The 23,744-nt window shown below is 69.5% G+C and carries 26 protein-coding genes and 1 pseudogene; 11 read left to right on the plus strand and 16 right to left on the minus strand.

Features of this window, described 5'->3' with window-relative positions:
- Positions 1-229 precede the first annotated feature (229 nt).
- Both ACFFRH_RS27565 and ACFFRH_RS27570 read left to right on the plus strand, forming a co-directional pair.
- A complete protein-coding gene (locus ACFFRH_RS27565; RefSeq protein WP_344747867.1) occupies positions 230-703 on the plus strand; it encodes an ASCH domain-containing protein in 474 nt (157 codons plus the stop codon).
- Between the two features lie 205 nt (positions 704-908).
- The gene (locus ACFFRH_RS27570) at positions 909-1,217 is read left to right on the plus strand and encodes a helix-turn-helix domain-containing protein (protein ID WP_344747930.1); all 309 of its coding nucleotides are present in this window, start codon (positions 909-911) and stop codon (positions 1,215-1,217) included.
- 71 nt (positions 1,218-1,288) lie between these two features.
- On the opposite strand, the gene ACFFRH_RS27575 is transcribed toward ACFFRH_RS27570, so the two are convergent.
- On the minus strand, positions 1,289-2,536 hold the full coding sequence (locus ACFFRH_RS27575; RefSeq protein ID WP_344747866.1) for a poly(ethylene terephthalate) hydrolase family protein: 1,248 nt from the start codon (positions 2,534-2,536) through the stop codon (positions 1,289-1,291).
- A gap of 417 nt (positions 2,537-2,953) precedes the next feature.
- Here ACFFRH_RS27575 and ACFFRH_RS44820 point away from each other — a divergent pair.
- The 3 genes and pseudogenes from ACFFRH_RS44820 to ACFFRH_RS27585 all read left to right on the plus strand — a co-directional run.
- A pseudogene (locus ACFFRH_RS44820) lies at positions 2,954-3,097 on the plus strand (ASCH domain-containing protein); the annotation flags it as partial.
- Between the two features lie 180 nt (positions 3,098-3,277).
- Positions 3,278-3,931 (plus strand): ClpP family protease, encoded by a 654-nt coding sequence (locus tag ACFFRH_RS27580; protein ID WP_512701135.1) that lies wholly within the window; start codon positions 3,278-3,280, stop codon positions 3,929-3,931.
- Complete coding sequence (locus tag ACFFRH_RS27585) at positions 3,928-4,518, plus strand: ClpP family protease (protein ID WP_344747864.1); 591 nt, start codon at positions 3,928-3,930, stop codon at positions 4,516-4,518. The genes ACFFRH_RS27580 and ACFFRH_RS27585 overlap by 4 nt, the downstream gene beginning before the upstream one ends.
- A gap of 27 nt (positions 4,519-4,545) precedes the next feature.
- On the opposite strand, the gene ACFFRH_RS27590 is transcribed toward ACFFRH_RS27585, so the two are convergent.
- Positions 4,546-4,902 (minus strand): helix-turn-helix domain-containing protein, encoded by a 357-nt coding sequence (locus ACFFRH_RS27590; protein WP_344747863.1) that lies wholly within the window; start codon positions 4,900-4,902, stop codon positions 4,546-4,548.
- Positions 4,903-5,133: 231 nt separating this feature from the next.
- Positions 5,134-5,889 (minus strand): LysR family substrate-binding domain-containing protein, encoded by a 756-nt coding sequence (locus ACFFRH_RS27595; protein ID WP_386160639.1) that lies wholly within the window; start codon positions 5,887-5,889, stop codon positions 5,134-5,136.
- Positions 5,890-5,944: 55 nt separating this feature from the next.
- Between ACFFRH_RS27595 and ACFFRH_RS27600 the strand changes: the two genes are divergently transcribed.
- Complete coding sequence (locus ACFFRH_RS27600; protein ID WP_344747860.1) at positions 5,945-6,316, plus strand: DUF5997 family protein; 372 nt, start codon at positions 5,945-5,947, stop codon at positions 6,314-6,316.
- A gap of 190 nt (positions 6,317-6,506) precedes the next feature.
- Here ACFFRH_RS27600 and ACFFRH_RS27605 read toward each other — a convergent pair whose 3' ends face one another.
- The 3 genes from ACFFRH_RS27605 to ACFFRH_RS27615 form a co-directional block, all read right to left on the minus strand.
- Positions 6,507-7,589, minus strand: coding sequence for a hypothetical protein (locus ACFFRH_RS27605; RefSeq protein WP_344747859.1), 1,083 nt, complete (start codon positions 7,587-7,589; stop codon positions 6,507-6,509).
- A 32-nt stretch (positions 7,590-7,621) separates the two neighbouring features.
- On the minus strand, positions 7,622-7,789 hold the full coding sequence (locus ACFFRH_RS27610) for a hypothetical protein (protein ID WP_344747858.1): 168 nt from the start codon (positions 7,787-7,789) through the stop codon (positions 7,622-7,624).
- Positions 7,790-7,936: 147 nt separating this feature from the next.
- A complete protein-coding gene (locus tag ACFFRH_RS27615; RefSeq protein ID WP_386160642.1) occupies positions 7,937-8,359 on the minus strand; it encodes a winged helix-turn-helix transcriptional regulator in 423 nt (140 codons plus the stop codon).
- 67 nt (positions 8,360-8,426) lie between these two features.
- On the opposite strand from ACFFRH_RS27615, the gene ACFFRH_RS27620 reads away from it, so the two are divergent.
- Positions 8,427-8,954 (plus strand): cupin domain-containing protein, encoded by a 528-nt coding sequence (locus ACFFRH_RS27620; protein WP_344747856.1) that lies wholly within the window; start codon positions 8,427-8,429, stop codon positions 8,952-8,954.
- A gap of 456 nt (positions 8,955-9,410) precedes the next feature.
- Here ACFFRH_RS27620 and ACFFRH_RS27625 read toward each other — a convergent pair whose 3' ends face one another.
- Together ACFFRH_RS27625 and ACFFRH_RS27630 are read right to left on the minus strand one after the other, a co-directional pair.
- Positions 9,411-9,779: a peptidase inhibitor family I36 protein gene (locus tag ACFFRH_RS27625; RefSeq protein ID WP_344747854.1), complete on the minus strand. Its 369-nt coding sequence runs from the start codon at positions 9,777-9,779 to the stop codon at positions 9,411-9,413.
- Between the two features lie 282 nt (positions 9,780-10,061).
- Positions 10,062-11,480, minus strand: a complete 1,419-nt coding sequence (locus ACFFRH_RS27630) for a M20/M25/M40 family metallo-hydrolase (protein ID WP_386160645.1) — start codon at positions 11,478-11,480, stop codon at positions 10,062-10,064.
- 496 nt (positions 11,481-11,976) lie between these two features.
- On the opposite strand from ACFFRH_RS27630, the gene ACFFRH_RS27635 reads away from it, so the two are divergent.
- Complete coding sequence (locus ACFFRH_RS27635) at positions 11,977-12,408, plus strand: hypothetical protein (protein WP_386160647.1); 432 nt, start codon at positions 11,977-11,979, stop codon at positions 12,406-12,408.
- Positions 12,409-12,647: 239 nt separating this feature from the next.
- Positions 12,648-13,379: a VOC family protein gene (locus ACFFRH_RS27640; RefSeq protein ID WP_344747849.1), complete on the plus strand. Its 732-nt coding sequence runs from the start codon at positions 12,648-12,650 to the stop codon at positions 13,377-13,379.
- Here the strand turns inward: ACFFRH_RS27640 and ACFFRH_RS27645 are convergent.
- Positions 13,334-13,789, minus strand: coding sequence for a GNAT family N-acetyltransferase (locus tag ACFFRH_RS27645; RefSeq protein ID WP_344747848.1), 456 nt, complete (start codon positions 13,787-13,789; stop codon positions 13,334-13,336). The genes ACFFRH_RS27640 and ACFFRH_RS27645 overlap by 46 nt on opposite strands.
- 276 nt (positions 13,790-14,065) lie before the next feature.
- Positions 14,066-14,845 (minus strand): SDR family NAD(P)-dependent oxidoreductase, encoded by a 780-nt coding sequence (locus ACFFRH_RS27650; protein WP_344747847.1) that lies wholly within the window; start codon positions 14,843-14,845, stop codon positions 14,066-14,068.
- A 61-nt stretch (positions 14,846-14,906) separates the two neighbouring features.
- Between ACFFRH_RS27650 and ACFFRH_RS27655 the strand changes: the two genes are divergently transcribed.
- Complete coding sequence (locus tag ACFFRH_RS27655; RefSeq protein ID WP_344747846.1) at positions 14,907-15,473, plus strand: TetR/AcrR family transcriptional regulator; 567 nt, start codon at positions 14,907-14,909, stop codon at positions 15,471-15,473.
- Between the two features lie 176 nt (positions 15,474-15,649).
- Here the strand turns inward: ACFFRH_RS27655 and ACFFRH_RS27660 are convergent, their stop codons facing one another.
- Positions 15,650-16,432 (minus strand): SDR family NAD(P)-dependent oxidoreductase, encoded by a 783-nt coding sequence (locus ACFFRH_RS27660; RefSeq protein WP_344747845.1) that lies wholly within the window; start codon positions 16,430-16,432, stop codon positions 15,650-15,652.
- An 86-nt stretch (positions 16,433-16,518) separates the two neighbouring features.
- Between ACFFRH_RS27660 and ACFFRH_RS27665 the strand changes: the two genes are divergently transcribed.
- Complete coding sequence (locus tag ACFFRH_RS27665; protein ID WP_344747844.1) at positions 16,519-17,370, plus strand: helix-turn-helix transcriptional regulator; 852 nt, start codon at positions 16,519-16,521, stop codon at positions 17,368-17,370.
- Between the two features lie 277 nt (positions 17,371-17,647).
- Here the strand turns inward: ACFFRH_RS27665 and ACFFRH_RS27670 are convergent, their stop codons facing one another.
- Genes ACFFRH_RS27670 through ACFFRH_RS27690 form a run of 5 tightly spaced genes read right to left on the minus strand, consistent with a single transcriptional unit; the run spans position 17,648 to position 23,735 of the window.
- On the minus strand, positions 17,648-19,015 hold the full coding sequence (locus ACFFRH_RS27670; RefSeq protein WP_344747843.1) for a GH1 family beta-glucosidase: 1,368 nt from the start codon (positions 19,013-19,015) through the stop codon (positions 17,648-17,650).
- Position 19,016: 1 nt separating this feature from the next.
- Positions 19,017-20,621: an FAD-dependent oxidoreductase gene (locus ACFFRH_RS27675; protein WP_344747842.1), complete on the minus strand. Its 1,605-nt coding sequence runs from the start codon at positions 20,619-20,621 to the stop codon at positions 19,017-19,019.
- Positions 20,622-20,623: 2 nt separating this feature from the next.
- Positions 20,624-21,475: a carbohydrate ABC transporter permease gene (locus tag ACFFRH_RS27680; RefSeq protein ID WP_344747841.1), complete on the minus strand. Its 852-nt coding sequence runs from the start codon at positions 21,473-21,475 to the stop codon at positions 20,624-20,626.
- Positions 21,475-22,413 (minus strand): carbohydrate ABC transporter permease, encoded by a 939-nt coding sequence (locus tag ACFFRH_RS27685; RefSeq protein WP_344747840.1) that lies wholly within the window; start codon positions 22,411-22,413, stop codon positions 21,475-21,477. The genes ACFFRH_RS27680 and ACFFRH_RS27685 overlap by 1 nt, the downstream gene beginning before the upstream one ends.
- Entirely contained in the window at positions 22,413-23,735 is a 1,323-nt protein-coding gene (locus ACFFRH_RS27690) for an ABC transporter substrate-binding protein (protein ID WP_344747838.1), read from the minus strand. Before ACFFRH_RS27690 ends, ACFFRH_RS27685 begins: the two co-directional genes overlap by 1 nt.
- Positions 23,736-23,744: the final 9 nt, after the last annotated feature.

Raw genomic sequence — 23,744 nt, forward strand, 5'->3', positions numbered from 1 at the left:
CTTCGCACTCGAAGGATCACGCGATGGCCGTCCTCATTTCACGGCGCCACGCCCACTAGCTGGGGAAACTCGTACACCACCTCCGTGGACGCAACCTGTGGTGCAGGCAGAGAGGACATCATCTCCATTGATCAAGGGTGACTTCAGGTCGCCGGAGAGCAGGGGAGCCTCGGCAGTTTTCATGCCTGGAGTGCGGTTCGTGGGAGTGAGGTCGTTAGTGTGATGCAGCGTGACGTCTGATTCCAGCACGCCGGTCGATCTCGCGTCGTTGCCGAAGGCGGAGTTCGCCTTCCCTGGCCCGCTGCGCGACAGGCTTGTCGCCGCGATCCTCGACGGTCGCAAGATCGCTACGACCAGTCTGGCTGTCGAGTACGAGCGGGAAGGGGTGCCGCTGCCGCGGAGGGGTGAGCGGTCCGTGGTGGTGGACTCCGCCGACCGGCCGGTGGCCGTTGTCGAGGTGACGAGCGTTCGGGTCGTACCGCTGGGGGAGGTGGACGCGGCCCATGCGGTGGACGAGGGTGAGGGCTATGCGACCGTCGTGCAGTGGCGCGCGGCTCATGAGGCGTTCTGGCACGGTGAGGAGATGCGCTCGGCGCTGGGTGATGCCACCTTCGCCGTCGACGACACCACCTCGGTGGTCCTGGAACGCTTCCGTGTCATCACCGATCTCCGTACAACGGCTTCAAGGGTCGATCATCCGTAACTTCAAGGAACTGAACCCCTGGGTCCAGCGGACGGAGCGAAGTGCGGCTGCTCTTCGTTTTCGCCCCTTGGCGTCAAGCCGTATTCCTGGTCGCCGGGGACAAGTCGGGTGACTGGAACGGTTGATATGACGCGGCGATCAAAGCGGCAGAGGTGCGTTTTACCCGATACCTCAAGGGAGCGATCAGGTGGTGACATGAGAGGAACTGCGTGCCGAGCTTGTCCGGCCCGGTGATGAGCGGGAGGTCGCTCAACTCCGTGATGGGCTCGTAGCTCGTCAGCGCGCTTACCAACTCCCTGAAGCCAGACGCAAGCTCGGTCTACGGCAGGAGGATGTCGCTCAGGTGATGGGCGTGTCACAGGCCCGCGTCTCACAGATCGAGAGTGGAGTGATCAGCGAAGTGGCCACTCTGGCTGCTTACGTGGCGCCGCTCGGAGGCCAGCTCAAGATCGTGGCCGACTTCGGAGACTCGGCCATGGTGCTCGACATGCCTCGCGGTCGTCGTACGGGGTGACGGCGCCTATGCAGGATGCATCATGATTCCGGTGTTCTCGGATATCCGTCAAACCGGATCAAGCTCAGGTGTCAGGGGCGGCTGCTGCAGGTGAGGGAGGGGGATGACGGCGTACCGCCGGCCAGGAAGCCGAAGGCGGTCGTGCCGGACGCCGGGATCGAGCCGTTGTAAGAGGCGTTCGTCACCGTTACCGCGGAGCCGTTGGCGGCCAGCGTGCCGTTCCACACTTGGCTGACCGTCTGGCCGTTGCCCAGCGTCCACTTCACGGTCCAACCGCTGATCGGCGAGCCGCCCGCCGTCACCGTGACCTCGCCCTGATAGCCGCCCGGCCACGAGTTCGTGGTGCGGTAGCTCGCGGTGCAGGCGCCCGCAGACGGGGTGATCGAAGGCGAAGGTGACGGGGTGGCCGAAGGCGAGGGTGACGGAGTGATCGAAGGCGAGGGTGACGGGCCGCCTGGCGGTACATGCGGGCACTTGCTGCGGTACATCGAGATGCCGGTGGAGTCCATCAACGGGCACAGGAACTGGGTGTACCGGGTGTCGTTGTCAACGAAGATCTTCAGCCACGGGATCAGCGTCCGCATCTCGGTCGTGTTCGCCCTCGTCGCGAACAGGTGGTCCACGCCGGTTATCTCCACCCAGGCGCTCTGCGCCGTGGCCGGGAGAGTGCTGTACAACCCGTTGAGGTAGGACGGCGTGACCACCGTGTCCTTCTGCCCGGAGATGAACATCGTGGGCACCCGGTCATCGGCCAGGCTCAGGTTCCCCGTGGGCGAGCCGGGTGCGAGCCCGACCGCGGCCTTCAGCGAGGGCCGCCGGAGCGCCGCGGTGAGGGCGCCGGCGCCACCCGCGGAGTGGCCGATCACCGACAACCGGCTGGGGTCGACGCGGTCGCGTACCGAACTCCGCTGAGTGAGATAGTCCAGGGCGGCGAGCAGCTGGGTCGCTCGGGCGTCGGCGCCGTCGGTGCGGCTGTTGGTCTCGATTCCGATGACGACGAAGCCGAACGACGCGAGCCAGGGGCCCATCCAGGCCTCTTCGTCGGCGAACCGGGCGGAGTAGCCGGGCACGATCGCGACCGCGCCGAAAGTCCCCTGGCCGGTGTCCGTCGGGTAATAGATCACCCCACCGCCGAGGCCGTTCCCGGATGGCACGCTGACCTGCGCGGTGGCGAAGCTGCCCCGGGTGGCGGCCACACTGGCCAGGGTGGGGTCGGGGCCTCGCTGATAGGGATTGTCGGCGGCCGATGCCGGCCGAGTCGCGACGGTCATCGCGAGCAGCCCGAGGACGGCGACCGCCGCGGCTATCGCACGCTTCACCCATCCGCCCTGTGGTCCGGGCTCCGATCGGCCCCTCCAGGCGGCGCGAGGCGCCGGAGTCTCACTCACACGTCGTCGCACTGTGGCGTTCCTTCTCTCCGGGTGAGCCCCTCATCGGGATCAGCACGTGACGGCCATCGCCGAGTGGTCTTCGGTGCGGCGGCTCCGCACCGCACCGGTCGCCCCCTCGTCCCGGCACCGGAACGCACACCGCGAGGCGCCGTGATCGGCGACCCCTGCATCACCGGCCGGCAGCGGAAACCGCTCCGGGAACTTAGTGTGGAAACATCTCTGAAATGTGTCAAGATCCGTGTAAAACTTTCGGTGACCGACTCTGGGTAATACGCGTCCTATGGTGTGTCGGCGCAGGATGTCGCCGATAAAAGCACCTGAAACTTTCATCACCATCTTGTCGTCGTGATCCTCGATGGCTGCAAGATCGCTACGACCGGTCTGGTCGTCGGGTACGAGCGCGGAGGGGGGCCGCTGCCGCGGAGGGGTGAGCGGTCCGTGGTGGACTCCGCCGACCGGCCGGTGGCCGTTGCCGAGGTGACGATCGTTCGGGTCGTGCCGCCGGGGGAGCGGGAGGGTGCGGCTCATCCCGGCCGGTCCCCAGCCGCGGTGCCACGAAGGTGCTACGAAGGCGCTCGGAAGGCACTGCGAAGGTGCTGTGAGCCGGGCCGGAAACCGGGTTTCCTCTGCTCAGAGCAGATCTGCCCCAGGCGGATCGCGGCGACGCCGATCCGGACCGCCCCACATGATGGACGCATGGGTGAAGAATCGAAACTTCCACTGTTCAACGCGCGGGTGAGAAATCAGCTTTACGAACGGCGTGTTCTCGTTCTCGACGGTCCTCTCGACGATGACAACGGGACGTTGCTCGCCACGCAATTGATAGCACTCGCCACGCAGGACGCGTCGACCGATATCGCATTGTGGATTCATTCCCCGGGCGGCTCGGTTCCGTCGATGCTCGCGATCCGCGACGTCATTCGGCTCATTCCCTGTGACGTGTCTACCCTCGTGCTGGGCATCGCCTACAGCGCCGGGCAGTTCCTGTTGTCATCGGGGGCCCGGGGCAAGCGCCGCGCCCTGCCGCACGCGCGTGTCCTGATGCACCAGGGCTCGGCCGGGATCGGCGGCACCGCGGTCGACATCGAGCTGCAGGCCGACGACCTCAGGCATACTCGCGACACGGTGCTCGCCCTCATCGCCGAGGACACGGGACAGCCCGTGGAGCGCATATTCGAGGATTCCCTGCACGATCGCTGGTACACGGCGCAGGAGGCACTGGACTACGGCTTCATCGACGCGATCGTCCAGAGCTTCGACGAGATCGCGCCCCCCGACCGCCCGCGGCTCGGATTCGGCGTCACCGAAGGAGCAGGCCAGTGACCACTTACACGATCCCCAACGTCATCGCCCGGAATCCTCGTGGCGAGCGGATCATGGATGTCTACTCGCATCTTCTCACCGAGCGAATCGTCTATCTGGGAACCGCGATCGACGCGGGCGTCGCGAACGCGCTCGTCGCACAGCTTATCTTCCTGGAGTCGGACAATCCCGATGGCGTCATACAGTTCTATATCAACTGTGAGGGCGGGGACCCGAGCGCGATGCTCGCGATATACGACACCATGCGCTATATCCGTCCCCGGGTTGAGACAACCTGCGTCGGACAGGCCATCGCGGTGGGTGCCGTCCTTCTCGCCGCGGGCGCCGAGGGGAAACGCGCCGCTCTCCCGCACGCACGAGTGGTCCTGCACCAACCGGCTGCCCAGGGGCGCGGAACGATCCCCGACCTCATCCTGCAGGCCGACGAGGTCGTACGTGTCCGGGCGGACATCGAGCGAATACTGTCACGGCACACGGGCCAGACGGTCGAGACCCTGCGCGCCGACACCGATCACGATCGCGTGTTCACCGCGAGAGCGGCCCTGGAGTACGGGCTCCTCGACGAGATCATCGAGGAGCGTTCGTAGGCTCGTGGACGATCCCGGCAGGCCACGCTAAGCGGCCAGGGCGTACGCCGCCGAGCAGGTAGCGCCTCTCGACGTGCTGTTCTGAGCGGACCGCAGGCTCTCGGCGACGGCGAGGGTCAGATCGACCAGGGTGACATCCAGTGCGCCGGCGACCGCGGCGATCATCTCGCTCGACGGCTCCTTGCGGCCTCGTTCCATCTCCGAGAGATACTGCGGCGAGACGCCGGCGCGACGCGCCGTCTCGCTCAGTTTCTCGCCCCGCTCGTGACGAAGATCTCTGAGACAGTCACCGAGCACGTGCCGCCACAGGGGCTCGCGAACCGGAGACGGCTTGGGAGCGGTCCGATCGATCGCCGGACGCAGCGGCGGGACAGAGGAGGCCATACCTCACCATAGGTAGACGGTGCGTTCGAGTCCCGCCGGCTTCGCGCAGAGCGGAACCGTCCTCGTCTCCTCCGTCCGGGCCCACGGGGGCGGTGAGGATCGCACCTCGAATGAGGTCCCTTCGTCAGGGGTGTGGCGTGGTCGGCCGGTCAGGCCGTGGCTTCGAGTGCGAGGCGAAGGCCATGACCGCCTTCGCGTGCGCGGCGTCACATCGGCGCGTCCGCCCGCGGGTCACCGGGGGCGGTTGCCCTTCTTCTTACGGCCGGTCGGCACGGTCCGGCGGCCGGAGCCGTTCTGCGCGGGTTTCTGTGCCTGCCGCTGTGCCGGTTTCTTCGCGGGGGCGGCTGGGGTGGCGGGAGCGGCGGGGGCGGCGGAGGTACGGCCCCGCGAGCTGTTCGCCGTCCGGCCGCGGACGATGCCGATGAAATCCTCCACCAGGTCGGTGGTCGCGTCCGCGGGCCAGGTCAGCGCGACCTGGGACTGCGGGGCGTCCGCCACCGGCCGGTGAGTGAGATCCCTGCGGTGGTGGAGGCGTGCCAGCGACAGCGGGACCACGAGGACCCCGGCGCCGGCCGCCACGAGCTCGACCGCGTCCGCCGTCGTGGCCGGGCGAGTGGACGCGGGCAGCCCGGGCGGGGCCGTCCACTCGATGGCGTCGTCCAGGGGGTGGAACACCTCGTCGTCGACGAGGTCGGCGATGGAGACCTCGTCGGCGGCGGCCACCGCGTGGTCCTTGGAGACCATGACCACCGTGGTCTCCACGTAGAGGGGGATCACGCTGAGCCCGTCCCGGTCGACCGGCAGCCTGACGAATCCGGCGTCGGCGCCGCCGTTCCGCAGGAGTCCCGCCGCCTCGGCGGCGGGAACCGCGACCAGGGTGATCGGCACGTCGGGCATTCGCTCGGTCCAGACGTTGACCCATTTGGCGGGAGTCACCCCGGGCACGTACGCCAGCCGGAACGTCCTGCCGGTCTCTCCATCAGTCACTTCCTCAGGGTACCGATGTCAGGGGAACCCGTTCCGGCTGGCTACTCTTGACGCCATGACCTCGTCCAAACCGAAGAGCGTCCAGACGATGAAGCCCGCGACCGCGGCGAAGAAGCTGGGCGTCCCCCTCACGGCCACTCCCGCCGAGTTCCAGGCGGGTGTCGTCTCCAGGGACGAGCTGAACGAGATGCAGTCGACGCCGCCCGACTGGCTCGTCGACCTGCGCCGCAACGGCCCGCACTCCAAGCAGGTCATCGCCGCGAAGCTCAAGATCTCCGTCGCCGGTGTGCTCAGGGGTGGGATCACCGGACCGCTCACCACCGCCGAGATCGACGCGCTGAGGGCGGAGAACCCGGCGTGGCTGGAGCGCGAGCAGGCCCTCCAGGTCGAGGTCCGCAAAGAGGCACTCCGCCTCAAGCAACGCTAGACACTGAGATCCCGCACGTTTCCGGCCTCGGACGCGCCTTCGGGCTGCCGCCACCGTCTCGCTGAGTAACCCATCCGACGTCTCGGTTTTGAACTGCCGGCCCAGCCCCGACCGCCGGGGCTACTTGCACGGCTCGCCCGGCCAGGGTTGCCGGGAGGCGCACCGCCCGGTGAAGAACCGGCTCCGTTTCCTACGGGATGATGATCGCCAGGCTGGTCTGCCGGTTCACGGGGAGTCGCCTGATGGACAGCGTCTGCTCGCCGGGCCTCCAGGTGGCGATCATGCTGGTGTGGTCGCTCTCCCGCGGATAGGCGTCGGTGGTCGTGACGAAGGCGCCCGCGAGCACCAACCGGCCGTCCGGCGTCCAGCGCATCCTGCGGGTCTTGACGTCGACGGGCACGGGCATCGACGGCAGGTGTGCCCATTGCAGGGTCTTCGTGTCCAGCACCCGGACGTCGAGACGTTCGTGCGGTCCCGTGGTGGGGGCGAGGAACGGGACGGCGATGTACCTGCCGTCGGGGCTGACCTCACCGTCCTTGATCTCGCCCGCTCCGGTCGGCCTGCCGATCGGTCGCTCCTCCTCAGCGCCGGGGGTCACCAGGGCGAGGTTCCCGCCCCGCTGCCGCACCAGCAATTCCTGGGAGGTCGCCGCGATGATCTGGGGGTATCTGCCGGTCTTCCGCAGGCTGTCATGAGTGAGGAGGATCGACTCGTCCCTGTGCCTGGTGTGCAGGCCGTACGGCGTGTCGAGGAACGGCAGCGCGCCGCAGTGGCTCCAGCGGGGACGGCGCAGGACCTTCCCGTCCTCGGCCTGTTTCCGCACGGTGCACGGACCGTCGTGGACCGGCCGGTCCGTGATCCAGAAGCCGGAGTCGTCGAAGGCGGGGAACGCGTACCAGCCGGTGGCCAGCTTGCGCGCCTTGTCGCCCTTGAGCAGGTACAGCCGTCCTTGGTCGACCGCCGGTCCGCTCACCACGATCACGGTGTGCCTGCCGTGGACGAAGGTCGAGAGGGTGACGCGCGGGTCCGGATCCGGCAGGCCCGTGACGGGCGTCGAGGCGCCGGCGTCGACGTCCAGTATCGCCGGGGCCCGGTCGGCCGGGCCGTCGCCGCCGACGAGCAGGCGAATCCCGCTATCGGGGCCGAGCGGCTGTCCGGAGAAGGGGCCATAGCGGCTTTGCGCGGGGCTCGCCGTGACCTGCGGGGCCGCCGCGGTGGGCCGCACGGCCCGGGGCGTGGAGGTGCAGCCCACCAAGCACGCCAGGATCAACATCGGAGATATCCTGATCCTGGACAAGTTCCGCGTCATGGGCAGAAGCTACATCCTCCTTCCAGGAGAACAGGGAAGAGCACGTACGGCCGGCGACCGCAGGTCGCCGCGAAGGTGTGAACCCAATCGAGCGTGACGATCTCAAGATCCACCGCGCCCGTGCCGACGGCGGTGAAATCGGCTCGCCCCATGGCGATCTTCACCGCACACGGCTGAGCGAAGCCGGCATCGGGGCATCGCTAACCGATGGTGCCGCACCGGCGGATCTCGGTGCAGCGGAAGAGTGGCGCATGCATCGCCCACTCGACGCCCTTGCCCGTTCGCACAACCTGGACACTAGATATCCGGTTTCAATCTGTGAAAAAATGCCTGCTCATCGGCCACGGCATGCCGCCCGGGCGCTGTGGATGGCCTCGAGGTGCTTGTCGGTCCAGCGCGCGACCCGGCTTGATGTCCGGCAGCTCCCGCCCCGCGTCGGTGAGGTCGTACTCGACCTGTGGCGGGACGGTGGGGTGCACGGTGCGCGTGATCAGCCCGTCGCACTCCAGGCCGCGAAGTGTGGCCGTCGGCATGCGCTGGGTGATCGGCGCCGGCAGCCGCCGCAACTGGTTGAAGCGCCGCGGCCCGGAGACGAGCTCCGCCATCACCGGGGGCACCCGCTTCTCGCCCGCACGCGAAAGAATGCTCCGGAGTTCGTCGCAGGAGGACTCCGATTCCGCGGCCTGCGCGGCGATTTCCACCAGGTCGATTTCTTCCTTGGTGCTACAGCACACACAATTGCCTTCTTGTGGGTGTCTCGGGTGAACGGCAGCTTGTTCCCGACGTCCCGAAACTTACCTTGTGAAAAGAGCAGGAGATCTCACCTTCCAGACCTCCGGCGACTCCCGGTACACCACCCGCGACGCCCTCTACGTACCTTCCAGGCAGGGCCCGGCCGTGTGGGCCGTCGGCGACGTCTACACGATCAAGGCGACGGGAGCGCAGACGAACGGCGGTTTCGGCCTCATAGAGGCCACCGTTCCCGCGGACGGTGGGCCGGCCCCGCACAGCCACCCCGAGCAGGGGGAGACCTTCTACATGCTCGACGGCGAGCTGGAGTTCCTGGACAGCGACCATCGGTTCGCCGACGTCGCGGGCGACTTCATCCACGTTCCGCGGGGCATTCGCCACAGCTTCCAGAACAAGCGTATGCACGCCGCGAGGATGCTCTTCATGTTCACCCCGCCCGGGCCCGAGCAGGTCTTCGCCGACCACGCGATGCCCGCCAGGGACGGCGAGACGCCGCCACCCCTGGACGACGAGCAGATGGCTCGGCTCGAGACGATGGCCGGTTTGATCAAGCCGATCATGCTGCCTGACCCCGCCTGAGGGTCCGTCAAACAAGCGGCTCCGGTACGGATCCGGTGGTGAGGGAGCGTTGCCGGGACAGCGCGAGTCGCTGTGGGGGCAGGGCGAAGCCGGCTCGGCCGTACCTCCGGCGTTTCAGCGGCTCGACCTTGGTGTCGGTGCCGTCCGGAAGCCGTTGCCGCGGGGCAGGGCCGGCCCGGGGCCGAGGTCGGTGAAGCGGGCGCCGGGGTGGAGAGGGGCTGCCCAGACGACGGAGCGGCCGCCGGCGACGACGGCTCGCGGCGTCGGCGGGCGATGCGTCGATACCGGCCAGCTGATCAGGCGCGGAGCCCACAAGAGCGTCGAAGCCCTGGAAAAGGACATCCGCGCCTGGATCAGCCAGTGGAATGACAACTCTCGGCCGTTCGTGTGGAAGACCGCCGAAAAGATTGTCGAATCACTCGCCCGATATCGCCGGCGAATTTCCGGCGCAGGACCCTAGGCGTCGACGCAGACCCGGTCCACCTTGTTGCTGCTGGCCGAGCCCAGGTTCCTCGTCGAGCCCCTGGGGACCGACTCCAGGTAGTCCCAGTAGCCCAACCAGTTGTAGAGATGGACCGCTCCGTTGCCTCTGTTGTAAACGGAGGAGACCCGGTCGTTGAGGCCCATCGTCCCCAGGTCGAAACACTTACCGCCACTGGGCGCGATCCAGATCCTGTTCACTCCGTTGGCGCCGTCGTAGTAGCAGGAATAGCCCGACGCGCATTCCCACGCGAGGGCGCTGGCCGGAGCCGGGGTGCTGGCAAGGCTCATTGCCGCGGCCGCGGCCGTCGCCAACAGCACGCTGATCGTACGCCGTTTCGTCACCAAGATCACTTCCCTTTGGGGTTGGGTGATGGGCGGTAAACAGTCATTCCGCACCGGCGGGTTTCGGTTCGTCATTCCTTTGACCCGTTCATTTCTTCCAGGTGCAGGGACATCCTGTGACGAGGGCTCATATTTCGTAACCTGTAAGGTTAGAGGGCGGGGACGAAGCGTTCTCACCTCGTGAGGCCGAGCGGTGGCGGCCGGTGGGCCGCCTACGGTCTCGTCACCGCGGGCTGGGTGCCGGCCACCACCGTCGCCGCCGGCGCGGGGGAAGGCGAGTGGTCAGTCGCGGGCGTGCGCGTCGAGGATGTGGGCGACCGCCTCGGTCACCTGCTCGGCGAACGCGAGGTTCAGCCACTCGTCGGGCACGTGCATGTTCGAGTCGGTCCCCAGCGCGCCGGTGACGACGAACTGCGCGTCCGGATAGCGGCGGCCGAGCATCTCCATGAACGGGATCCCGCCGCCGATGCCGAAACCGCGGCACGGCTCGTCGAACACCCGGTCGCCGATCTCCTCCAGCGCCGCGGCGAGCCAGGGCGCGGCCGCCGGGGCCTGCCAGCCGTTCAGCACGAGGAAGTCGCCCACCTCGACCTGCGCGCCGTACGGCACCTCGGTCGTCAGGATCCTCACCAGCGCGGCTCGCGCGGCCTCGGCGTCGGCCGTCGGCGGGGTCCGGAAGCTCAGCCGCAGGGACGTCGAGGCACGCAGCACGGCTCCCGCCACGGCGGGGTCCGGGAGCCCGGCCGCGCCGATCACCGACAGCGTCGGCCGCCAGGTGTTGTTGAGGATGAGTTCGACGTCGTCGTCCGAGACCGCGCGCATCCCGTCGACGAGGGGATACCGGCGGGCGGCGGCTCCCGGCTCCAGCGCGGCGAGCGCCTCGGCCCTGGCCCGCGACTCCTCGGGGATCGGCACGTTCATCTCGGGGATGGTGATCTCACCCGTCGCGGAGTCTTCCAGCCGGTCGAGCAGCAGGCGCATGACGCGGAAGGAACTCGGCACGATGCCGCTGGCGACCCCGGAGTGCACGGACGTCTCCAGGACCCGCACCGTGACGGTCGCCTGCACCGCGCCACGCAGGCTCTCGGTCAGCCACAACCGCTCGTAGTCGCCACCGCCGCCGTCCAGGCAGACCACCAGGGACACCTCGCCGAGGCGGTCGGACAGATGCTCCAGGTACCAGGGCAGGTCCGGGCTGCCGGACTCCTCGCCGGTCTCCAGCAGCAGGACCGTCCGGGCGTGCTCGCCGCCTGCGGCCTGGATCGCGGTCAACGCGGTCACCGCCGCGTAGCCCGAGTATCCGTCGTCGACCGCGCCACGGCCGTAGAGTCGTCCGTCGCGCACCACCGCCCGCCACGGGCCGAGGCCGTCGGACCAGTCGCCGAGCGGGGGCTGCTTGTCGAGGTGGCCGTAGAGCAGCACGGTGCCGCGTGCCGTGGTGCCGGGGGTCGCGGGAACGTCCACGAGAAGCAGCGGGGCGCGGCCGTCGGACTGGACGACCTCGCACCGGGCGCCCGGCAGGCCGCGCGACGCGATCCAGTCCCGTACGTGGTCGACGGCGGTTCGCAGGTGGCCGTTCCGCTCCCAGTCGGCGTCGAAGGCGGCCGACAAGGCGGGTATCTCCACCAGACCGGAAAGGCTGGGCAGCACGTCTTCGTTCCAGCTCTTGGCGACCGCTTCGTGAACTCTTCCGTAATCCATATCCGAATTATGGTACCCGAGATCGACGAGGGCACCGCCGGGGGAGGGGTGCCGAGAAGCCCTCACGCGATGATCGACAGGATCGGCGGATAAACGATAGATGTTTCTTCCGGGATTTGTCGCGGGCGAGATCTCATCGCTTTTAATCTGGGGATGATCGCCGGTCGAAAACGCCTCGATATCAGAGGACGTGGTCAGGGGAAATCGCTTTGTGCGTCTCCGGATTCCTTGTTTCCATGCCGCCGGACCCTTCTCCGGAAATCACGGTATCGCCCACGGATGAAGGGCGGTGCGTTGGGTGCGAATTTCAACCAGGGGGTGGCGTTGGATCGCGCCGTTTCTCGTCACCCGATGGGTGGGGACCGGCAGGTCGGCTTCTCAGGGGTATGCGAAGTCAGGCGCACAGGACATCCATGGGAGGCGGCCGAGAGGGATCTGCACCGTATCCTCACATTCTCTGCGCTCAAAGAGCATGGCCTTCTGTTTTGATTGCGCCGTGACTGAGCGGAACTCCTCAGGGAAAAGTGATGTGCTCTGGGCCACGGGCTGTGGGGTCTCGGCGATGGTCGCGTTGACGTGTGCGACATTGGGAACCTGCCTGGATATCGTTCTGGTGGCCAGGGCGCAGGGTTACTGTCTCGGTGATCTGAGCGCCGGGGAGAGTTTGGCCGGGCTGATCTGGGCGGCGAGCAGGTTCGTTGTTTTCCCCGTCATCTCGGGCATCTCGCTGCTCGCCTCGTTGCCGATCATTCTGCTTTCCCGGCTGCCGTGGCTCGCGAACAACGGTTCACTGAAGGCGATCCTGACGTTTCTCGCCGTCCTCGTCTCGATCGCCGGGCCGATAGTCGTGATCGTTCATGATGTCGCCACCGAAGGGATCACGAATGATTGCGAACCGCCCTGGTGGCCGTCCTGGCTCCCCTCGTGACGCGACTTCGCGGTTTTCGCACCCTGCTCGCGACCCGGGAGGGCCGCCGTCCGCTTCCCGCACCCAGGCCCCCGAAGTGGCCCTGCGCGCGCTCGTACGCCGGTGACCATGTCGGTGAGCCGGATTCGCGGGACGGCCACGCGGGCGGGCACGGCCGCGACCCGGTGTCGTGCGCGCGTCACGGCACGGATCGCCCGGTGGACGTGGATGTATTCGAACCGCCACGACAGGATACGAACATGCGATCTCGAACGGCCGGCATGTGGTGGGGCGCCGCTGTCGAAGCGCCCGACCCCGGAGCCCTGGCGCGGTTCTACTCCGAGTTGCTCGGCTGGCCCGTCAACCACGAGGAGCCGGGAACGGCCATCGTCGCCCCTCCTCAGGGAGGCGTCTATCTGGTGTTCCAGCAGGCCACCGGCTACCGGGCCCCCACCTGGCCACCCGTCGACGGCGAGCAGCGCCCGATGATGCACTTCGACTTCCAGGTCGGCGACCTCGATTCCGCCGTCGCCGACGCGATCGCCCTGGGAGCCTCGCCGGTCGCGGAACAGCCGCGGGAGAACGTCCGGGTGCTCCTCGACCCGGCCGGCCATCCCTTCTGCCTCTGCCTCGACAATGACCAGGCCGTGACGGGGCTGGACCGGGCCGGACCGGGCCGGGACGCGGGAGAACGCCTCGCCGGCAGGCGCGCGGCTCCCCGCGAACGAGACGCCACCGGTTCGCCGGTGCCCGCCACAAGCCCTGACCTGGTGGGACAGGCCGGGGCTTCGCCTTTCGAACGGGTCTCCTCCGCCACGTCGCCCGGTCATGCTCCGGTTCGGGAACGGGCACGTCTGTGCCTTTCCGCCCTTGGCGGCTCGGCCCGGGCGAGACGGGACCCGCGCCCGTCACCGAGCCATCGTCAGGGCCCGCGGATCGAGGTCTTTCAAAGCACCCGTGTCATGTACACGCTGTACGGGTCGGGCCGGTAGTCCGCGAACGGCTCGCAGTAGTCGAACCCGAACTTCTCGTACAGCTTCCGGGCGGGCAGGAAGAACTCGGTCGCGCCGGTCTCGAGGCTCAGCCGGGTGAACCCCATGCGCCTCGCCTCGGTGATGATGTGCTCCAGCAGCAGGGACGCGGTCCCGCTCCGCTTGCGCGCCGGTGCGGTGCGCATCGACTTCACCTCGGCGTGGCTCGTGTCCAGCCTCTTGATCGCGCCACAGCCCACCAGGGTGTCACCGTCCATGACCGACCAGAACGTGATCTCGGGCTTGCGGAGCCCGTCCAGGTCGAGGGCGTGCTTGCTCTCCAGGGGGGTGATGGATCGCATCTCCCGGACATGCTCGTCGAGGAATTCGGTGATCTCCGGACCGGAGAGGTCGTCGAGCACGATTTTCATTTGCCGGCCTTTCTTCGCGGCTCCGGGCCTTCTCTTCGGGGCTCCGGGGCTTCGGTCCTACGGGTGCCACCCCACATTCTTGGCCACCTGGAACATTTTCCGGCCGCGTGGGAGCCGACCGGCAGCGTCCCCGCCCCCTCGCCTCTCGCCCCCCGCTTCCCGCTTCCCGCCGTTTCCCCCATCTCCCCCGTTTCCCGGCTTTCTCGCTTCCCAGCGCCCCCGCTTCCTCCCTGAAGTCTTCCGGTGTCGTGGCGTGGCCCCGCTCCGGGGCGCCGGTCAGGTCACCGAGCGGACCGTGCCGCCGTCCACGCGGAGCGTGGCGCCGCTGACGTAGTCGGCGTACGGGCCGGCCAGGTACGCGACGGCACCCGCGATCTCCTCCGGACGGCCGAACCGCCCGATGTCGTTGGGGACGAAGTCGCGGGCGGCGGCGCGCTCGATCTCCTCCCACGACTCTCCCCAGCCGTGCTCCGGCGCGATCCTGGTGAGCAGCCTCTCCACCGAGTCGACGAGGATCGCCCCGGGAGCGACCACGTTGGACGTCACGCCGGTGTCCTTCAGCTCCCGCGCGAGGGAGACGGCGAGATTGTGCCGCGCGGCGAGCGACGCGTTGTAGTGGGGCTGCGTCGGCATCGGCTGCGACGCGAGGCCGCCGCCGATCTGGATCACCCGGCCCCAGCCGCGCTCGCGCATCCCCGGCACCAGCCGCTGGATCATGCGTACGCAGGAGACCACGTTGACCTCGTACGTCCTGACCCACACCTCCGGGGTGGCGTCGGCCCAGCCGAGGTGGTCGTACGCTCCGGCGTTGTTGACCAGGATGTCGACCTCGCCGGCGGTGGCGGCCACCGCGTCGGCGCCCTCGTCCGTGGCGAGGTCGCCGATCGCCACGGCGACCGCGCCGATGTCCTCCGCCACCTTGCGGGCCCGATCTTCGTTTCGCCCGTGCACCACGACCTCGGCGCCCTCGGCGGCGAGCAGCCGGGTGATCGCCTCGCCGAGGCCGGAACTCGAACCGGTCACGAGGGCCCGGCGGCCTGTCAGTCTCAGGTCCATCACGCTGTCCTTCCACTCATGTCTACGACTGTATACATGAGTATAGTCTACACTCGTAGACATGACGACAACGCGCCGCCGCGACGCGGCCGCCACCAGGGAGGCCATCCTGCGGGCCGGTGTCGAGGGCTTCACCCGCCACGGTTACGACGGCGTCGGGGTCCGCGAGATCGCCCAGTCAGCCGGTGTCACGGCGATGCTGGTCAACCGTTACTTCGGTTCCAAGGAAGGGCTCTTCGCCGAGGTGGTGGAGGCGTCCATGGCCGACCGCACCGTCCTCACCGACGACCCGGCCACCCTCGCCCGCGACGTGGCCGCGGCCCTGGTCCGCCGCACCGCCCCGCACGCCGACGGCCTCGACCCGTTCCTGCTCATGCTGCGCTCGGCACCCAACCCCCGCGCCGCGGAGATCCTGCGGGCCGGCATCGAGAAACACGTCGAGGCCCATCTGCTCGACATCGCCCCGGAACTGCGCGGCACGGACCGCGCGGCCATGGTCCTCTCGCTCGTCGCGGGCTTCTGGCTGATGCGCAAGATGATCGGCAGCACCGCCCTGAACGGCGCCGACGAGAGAACACTGGCCCGGACGCTGGAGCAGCTGTTCACGCTGCTCATGCACCCCGGCTAGCGGTCACGCACCCCGGCTGGACGGGTAGGTCCGAAGTCCGGTCCGTGGTCGCAGGCGATCGGTGATCGGGTGCCGGGCGGCTGCAGGCGCCGGCCCCCATGGGATCCGGGCCGCCCCGGATCCACCGCGAGGCCACCGAACGCGGTCCGGGGGCGGGGCGCCCGGTCTCCCCCCGATCAGGCGCCGGCGCCGCCGTCCACCGGCACGATCGCGCCGGTCACCATCGAGGCCCGGTCGCTGAGCAGCCACGCGGCCACCTCGGCGACCTCGCGAGGCTCGGCCATCCGGCCGAGCGGGATGCTTGCGTTGATGCGCTCGACGGTACCCGGGGACGCCGCCTCCCACGTGTCGATCATCTGCGTCGCGGTGCCGCCGGGGGTGATGCCGTTCACGCGGATCCCGTGCCGTCCCCAGGTCACGGCGGCGGTCTCGGTGATGCCGTTGAGCGCGCGCTTCATCGCGCCGTAGGCGGGGAGCTCCGGGTTCGCGCGGCGACTGCCGATGCTCGAGGTGTTGACGATCGCCCCGCCACCGCCCCGGCGCATGAGCGCGGCCTCGGCCGTCATCGCGGTCCAGTGCGCGCGAAAGTTCACCGCGAACTGCTCCTCGATGTCCTCGTCGCTTGTCGTGTCGAGCGGCCCGGGCCGCTGGATCGCCGCGCCGTTGTTGAACGCGCCGTCGAGCCGGCCGTGCAGCTCCCCGACATGGTCGACCGCCGCGCGGATGCTCGCCCGGTCGGCGAGGTCCACTGTCACGGCATCCGCGACGCCGCCGTCGGCGCGGACCTCGGTGACGATCCGCTGCAGGGCGTCGGTGCCGCGGGCGGCGAGCACGACGGCGGCCCCCTCGGAGGCGAAGAGCCGGGCCGCGGCCGCCCCGATGCCGCGGCTGGCGCCGGTGATGAACACGACCTTGCCGGTGAGCAGGCCGATGGGTGCGATGTCGGTGCTGTTCCTCATGACGACAGTGTCAGGTCGGCTACCAGGCCGGAGGCAGGCACAGGCGGTACCAGGATCGGTCGCCGCGCGGCGTGCAGACTGGGAGTATGGACAAGCAGGAACTCGGAGCCTTCCTCCGGAGCCGCCGCGAGCGGCTCCGGCCGCGTGATGTCGGTCTGCCCCCGGGTTCGCGACGCCGGACACCGGGTCTGCGCCGCGAGGAGGTGGCGGTCCTCGCGCACATCTCCACGGAGTACTATGTCCGGCTTGAGCAGGGCAGGGCGCCGCGCCCGTCTGGCGAGGTCCTCTCCGGGATCGCAGGCGCGTTGCGGCTGACCGACGCCGAGTCCGATCACCTCCACGTCCTGGCGGGCACCGCGCCAAGCCGTGGCGGACCGCACCGGCGCGACGTCCGCCCGAGCATCCTCGCGCTCCTCGAACGGCTGCCGCAGACGGCCGCCTTCGTGACATCCGCCGCGTTCGAGGTGCTCGCGTGGAACGACCTCGCGGCCGCGCTCATGGAGGACTTCTCCACACTCGCCCCCAAGGACCGCAACCTCGCGCGCCGGGCGTTTTTCGGGTCGGCGCGCGCCGACGCGGAGCTGTACGGGATCTCCGACGCCGCGGAGTTCCGGCACCACGTCGTCATGAGACTTCGCTCCACCCTCGCCCGGTACCCCTCCGACTCCGCGGTGATCGACCTCGTCGACGAACTCCGCGACGGCAGCCCCGAGTTCGCCCGGCTCTGGGAGCGGCACGACGTGCGGGCCGCGCCGATGCTCACGAAGACCTTCCGTCACCCGGTCGTCGGGGAGATCACCCTCGACTGCGACTCGCTCACGCTCACTGACCGCGACCAGAGCCTCGTGCTCTACAGCGCGCCGCCGGGGTCCCGGGACGCCGAGGTTCTGGCTCTTCTGAATGTATTGGGAGCCGAGAGCGTCAGTGCGAGCAGATAGCTCTGGCGGAGACGGAAGGCCAGGCTGGTGTGACACATAACGACAAACAGGCATTAAGTGGAATTAATAGCGTGACAACCGGATCTTTTCGCCGTGACGTTGAGCGTGACCGACCTGACCGGCACGGCAGGGCATGATGAGCCGGTGGGCGACGCCCACCCCACTGCCGACGCGCTCCAGGGGTGGGCTCATCGGCCTCAGGACCTACCCGTCCAGCGGTCACGCGCCCCGGCCCCCCGGCCGCCGGGGACCGGCGGCCGGGCGGCAGGACCGGAGGTCAGCCGGAGGTCACGCCGGGGATCACCCCCGTGGTGACGAGGTCGCGGTACCACAGGGCGCTGTCCTTCGGCACGCGTCGCTGGGTGGTGAAGTCGACGTGGACGATGCCGAAGCGCTTGTGGTAGCCCTCGGCCCACTCGAAGTTGTCGAGGATGGACCAGACGAGATAGCCGCGCAGGTCCACGCCCTCGGCCAGCGCGGCGTGGGCCGCCCTGAGGTGGGAGTCGAGGTAGGCGACGCGGTCCGGGTCGGCGACCCGGCCGCCCGAGGGGGCGTCGTCGTCGAAGGCCGCGCCGTTCTCGGTGATGAGCAGGCCGACGGAGGGGTAGTCGCGGGACAGGCGGGTCAGCAGGGCGGTGAGACCCGCGGGGTCGATGGGCCAGCCCATCGCGGTGCTGGGACCGCCGGGGTGGACGAAGGAGATGTCCTCGCTCCCCGGCCAGGCGGGGTCGGCGGGGGTGCCGGGGGCGTCGGCGACGTACTGGGGGCAGTAGTAGTTGATGCCGAGCAGGTCGATCGGCTGGTGGATCAGCGTGAGGTCGCCGTCGCGCAGGTGGTCGAGCCCCGCGTGCCGGTCGATGATCTTCAGGAGGTCCTCGGGCATCTCCCCGCACAGGGCGGGATCGAGGAACTGGCGGTTGAGCAGCAGGTCGACACGTTCGGCCGCGGCCGGATCGCCGACGGCCGGCGAGAGGTTGAGGGTGAGGGCGAGCTCGCGGGCACCGGCCTCGCGCAGCGCCCGGGCGCCGAGGCCGTGCGCGAGGAGCAGGTGGTGGGCGGCGCGGAAGGCGTCGCCCGCGTCGGTCCTGCCGGGGGCGTGGACGCCGCTGCCGTAGCCGAGGAAGGCCGCGACCCAGGGTTCGTTGAGCGTCGTCCAGGTGCGGACGCGGTCGCCGAGGCGGGCGTGCACGGCCGCGGCGTAGTCGGCGAAGCGGTACGCGGTGTCGCGGGCCGTCCAGCCGCCCCGGTCCTCCAGCGCCTGGGGCAGGTCCCAGTGGTAGAGCGTCACGTACGGGTCGATGCCCGCCGCGAGCAGGGAGTCGACCAGGCGGTCGTAGAAGTCGAGGCCGCGCGGGTTGACCGGGCCCGAGCCGTCGGGCTGGATCCGCGGCCAGGCGACGGAGAACCGGTAGGCGGCCAGGCCGAGCGACCTCATGAGCGCGACGTCGTCGGCGTGGCGGTGGTAGTGGTCGCAGGCGACGTCGCCGGTGTGCCCGGAGGCCACCCGTCCCGGCGTCCGGGAGAAGGTGTCCCAGATCGACGGCCCGCGCCCGTCCTCGCGGGCGGCGCCCTCGATCTGGTAGGCGGCGGAGGCGGCGCCCCAGACGAACCCGGCGGGAAAGGCCGGGCCGGTCGCTGCGGTCATGTCAGTCCTCCACGAGCTGGGGTACGGCGGGCTGGCGGCCGCACGGGGTGGTCCTGATCTCCTGCGACCAGGCGAGGGTGACACCGAGGGTGTCGGTGAGCGTCCGCTGGAAGTCGGCGAGCCGGGCCGGATCGGCGCGGATCTTGCGCGGCGGCAGGTCGGCGTCGAGGGCCTGGACGGCGAGCGCGCCCACGGCCTCGCCGATGCTCCACTCGACGGGGTGGAGCCGGTAGCAGCCGTTGGTGACGTGGGTGGTGCCGATGTTCTTGTTGGCGGGCAGCAGGTTGTCGACGCGCTGGGGCAGCAGCGCGCCGAGCGGGATCTGGAAGGGGTAGCAGTCGACGTCCACGTAGGTGCGTCCGGACGTGCTGGGGTGCAGGTCGATCCGGTAGGAGCCGAGCCCGACCGAGTCGGCGAACACCTCGGACCCGGCGAGCGGGCCGCGCGCCTGCACCCCGACGTGCTGCTCCAGTACGGTGAACTCGGCCTTGATCCGCCGCGACTCCCGGACGTACACCGCCTTGGCCAGGCCGTCCCCGGTTCCGACGAGATCGGGGCGCAGCCGCAGGCCCGGGTATCCGGCCTCGGTCTGCATCCAGTACAGGAACGACAGCGACAGGTCGCGGGCACCCGCGAGCGCGCCCTCCCGGTCCGCGCCGGGACCGATCAGCGGCTGGTCCCAGTAGTCGATCTGCGGCCAGTTGACCAGGGTGACGTCGTTCGAGATGGTGCCGGGCTCGTACTGCTCCGCGGCCACGATCCGGCGGAAGTGCCACAGGTCGTGCTTTCCTGGGATGTGCCCGTTGTCGTGGAACAGGCCGCGCGAGCGTACGGACAGGTCGATCGGCTCCACGTCCGTCCACGACAGCTGGGACCCCGGCCAGAACGGGGCCCGCCGGGTGCTCCAGTAGTCGTAGCCCGCCGGGCGGTCGATCGTGTGGTCCTCGCCCGGCCGGTACTCCAGCGGGAAGCACCAGCTGACGGCCTGCTGGTCGAGAGGGTTCGCCACGGGGGCGGCGTGGGGCTCCCCGGTGTCGGCGACGCCCTCCGCGCCCACCACGTGCTCGACCCCGGCCAGCGGGAGCAGGTCGCCGAGCTCGGTGGCGTCCACGACGTAGTCGGCCGCCACGACCAGCTCGGTCCCGTCGGGCCGGGTGAAGGTGACCGCCTCGACCCGGTCGCCCGTCACCTCGACCGCCACGGGCGTGTGCCGCAGCAGGACGGTGACCAGCCCGGCGGTCCGGTACGGCGCGAGCATCTCCTCGATGACGGCCAGCGCCGCCCGAGGCTCGTGGCACAGCCCGCTCACCACGCCGAGACCCGGATTGAGCAGGCGCTGCGCGGCCACCGAGGCGCGCAGCGGGTAGTTGCGGCGGTAGTACTCGCGGACGCCCTGGCGCAGCCTGCGGTAGCTCGACGAGGCGTACCGCGACTCGATCCACGGGTTCTCGTCCGGCGGGACCGCCTGGCTGGTCAGCTGGCCGCCCAGCCAGTCGGTCTCCTCGGTGAGCACCACCCGCCGGCCGAGCCTCGCGGCGGTCAGCGTCGCGGCGACACCGCCGAGACCCCCTCCGACCACCAGCACCGGCGTGTGCGTCTCCTGCATGATCATCCCTTCACGCCGCCCTCGGACAGGCCGGCGACGAAACTGCGTTGGTTGAAGACGAAGACGGCCAGGATCGGCAGCAGCACCAGCACCGATCCGGCCATGGCGGGCCCGTAGGCGACGTTTCCGCCGGTCAGGAACTTGCTCAGCGCCAGCTGGACGGTCTGCGTCTCGGGTGAGCTCGTCACGACGAGCGGCCAGAGGAAGTCGTCCCAGACGGCGGTGAAGGCGAACACCGCGACGGTCGCGACCAGCGGTCTCGCCAGCGGCAGGTAGATCTTCCAGAAGAGCCTGAACTCGCTCGCGCCGTCGACCCGGGCGGCCTCGCCCAGCTCGTCGGGGAGCCCGAGGAAGTACTGCCGGGCGAGGAAGACGTTGAGCGGCCCGATCAGGTGCGGCAGGGTGAGCCCTCCCAGCGAGTCGAGCAGCCCGGAACCGCCCTGCCCGGTGATGTCGTTCCCGCCCGCCAGCGGGATCCCCTTCGCGATCAGGAACAGCGGGATGAGGGTCACCGCCACCGGCACCATCGTGGTCGCGACGATCGTCATGAAGATCGCGTTGCTTCCCCGGTAGGGGAGCTTGGCGAAGGCGTATCCGGCCAGCAGCGCGAACACGCAGTTGGCGACGACGACCAGCAGGGCGACGATCAGCGAGTTCGTCATCGCCGTGCCGAGGTTGCCCGCGTCCAGGGCGGTCGAGAAGTTGTCGAGCACCGGGTTCCGCGGCAGCAGCCGCGGCTCGGCCGAGAACACCTCGGACTCGGGCTTGAAGGCGATCGAGACCATCCACCAGAACGGCACGAGCACCAGCAGCGTGGCGATGACCAGCGCGAGGACGGATCCTGGTCTGCGCATCACTTCCGCCCGTTCCCGCGCATCGCGACGAGCGCGAAGGCGAAGATCGCCGCGAACAGGACGAAGGCCATGGCGCTGGCGGAGCCGAACCGGTTGTTCTGGAACGCCTCCTGGTAGATCAGGTAGTTGGTGGTCGTCGTCGAGCCGAGCGGCCCGCCGCCGGTGAGGATGAAGATCTCGGCGAACGACTGCGACAGGTAGACGATGTTGATCGTGATCACGTAGACCATGACCGGCCGCAGACCGGGCAGCGTCACGTGCCGGAACCTGGCCCAGGCGCCCGCGCCGTCCATCTTCGCGGCCTCGTACAGGGTGACCGGGATCGCCTGGAGCCCGGCGAGGAACAGCACCATGTTGCCTCCGAGGGCCTTCCACACCCGCATGACCGCGACCGAGTGCAGGGCGGTGTCCTCGTCGAGGAGCCAGTCGCGCGGATCGAGGCCGAGGGAGCCCGCGAGGTCGTTGAACCACCCGTCGGGGGAGTACATCCACAGCCACACCAGGCTGACGGCCGTCAGCGGGACGATACGGGGCAGGAACAACCCGGCACGGAACAGCCCGATGCCGGGCATCTTCCGGTTGGCCAGCAGCGCGAGCCCGAGCGCGATGCCGACCGCGAACGGCAGCACCTCCGCGACGAACTGGGCGGTCACCCGCAGGGACTTCAGGAAGTCGGCCGAGCCGAGCAGCGCCGCGTAGTTGTCTGCGCCGACCAGCCGGGGCGCGCCGCGGTCGAGCGGGCTGTAGCTGGTGAAGCTCAGGTAGAACCCGTACAGCACCGGGAACAGCTGGAAGATCGCCATGTAGGCCAGGACCGGGGCGGTGAAGGCGAGCCCGACGAGCTTGCGGCGGCCGGTCGGGCCCCTCCCGCTCCCGCGGGCCCCGGCCCGGGGCGGCGCCGCGGACCGGGTCTCGCCGTGCTTGGTGAGGAGGGTCATCACTGGGCCGCGAGCAGCGGTCCGGCCTCGGCCGCCGCGTCGTCCAGCGCCTGCTTCGCGGTCGCCTTCCCGGCGAGCGCCTCCTCCAGGTGCTTGTCGAGCACGTCGCGGACCTGCACCCAGGCCGGGACGTTCGGGCTGCCCACGTAGGCGGGGGCGGCGTCGATGAACGGCTTCAGCAGCGGCTGCCCGGTGACGTAGGAGCCCTGGACGGCCGAGGCGCGCACCGGCAGCCCGCCGACGGTCTCGGCGTACCGCTCGTTCACGCCCTTGGAGACCATGAACTCGACGAACTTCCAGGCGAGGTCCTTCTTCGCCGAGTCGGCGTTGACGAACAGGCCGGTGGTCGCACCGCCGAAGGTCTTGGCGTCGACGGCCTTCAGCGGGGACAGCACCCCGATCTTCGAGGAGAGTTCGGGCACGGCCTTGACCATCTGGAGTATTTGGCCGGTGGTCGCGGTGACCATCGCCGCCTTGCCGGTGGCGAGCGGGTTCTGCCCGGCGGGCTGGTTGGCGAAGTCGAGGCCGAGCTGGTCGCTGACCTTGCCGTCGCCGCTGTAGAGCCCGGCGAAGTACTCCAGTGCCTTCACGCCCTCGGGCGAGTTCCAGGTGACCTCCTTGCCGTCGGCCGACAGCAGCTCGCCGCCCTCGGAGCCGATCAGCCCCTGGAAGCTCTGCACCCGCTGGATCTTGGCGGACTGGAGCATCAGGCCCGCCTGTTGGATCGCTCCACCGTCGCGGACGGTCAGCTTCCTCGCCGCCTCGGCGGCCTCCGTCCAGGTGGTCGGTTCGGTGACACCGGCCTTGTCGAGCAGGTCCTTGCGGTAGGCGACGAGGACGCCGCTGCCGCCCAGCGGGATCAGGTACTGCCCGCCGGCCACCTGGCCGCTCGCCAGGTAGGGCGCGAGGTCGGTCCTGTCCGCCTCGGGCAGGGCGGCGATCCGGGCGTCGAGCGGCTCGATCCGCTTGGCCGCGGCGAAGCCGGCGGCGGCGGCCGGACCGTGGCCGAACACGTCGGGGGCGTTGTTGCCGGCGAAGCCGGCGTTGAGCTTGGGCGACATCTGGGCCCAGTCGACGAAGGTCACCTGGACCTTCGTCTTGTTGGCGGACTCGAACTCCGGCACCAGCTTCTTGGTGACGAGCTCGATCTCCGGGGCGGAGTTGCCGGGGAACCAGACGGTGAGCGTGTCGGCCGTGCCGCCGCCGCTCCCGCTGCCTCCGCCGCCCGTCCCGCAGGCCGTCGCGGCGAGAAGAACGCCCGCGCTGACGGCGGCGGCGAGGAATCCGCGCCTGCTGACGGCTGTCCACCGATTGGTGATCATGGTTTTCTC

This window comes from Streptosporangium vulgare (assembly GCF_042428775.1).
Classification (GTDB): Bacteria; Actinomycetota; Actinomycetes; order Streptosporangiales; family Streptosporangiaceae; genus Streptosporangium; species Streptosporangium vulgare.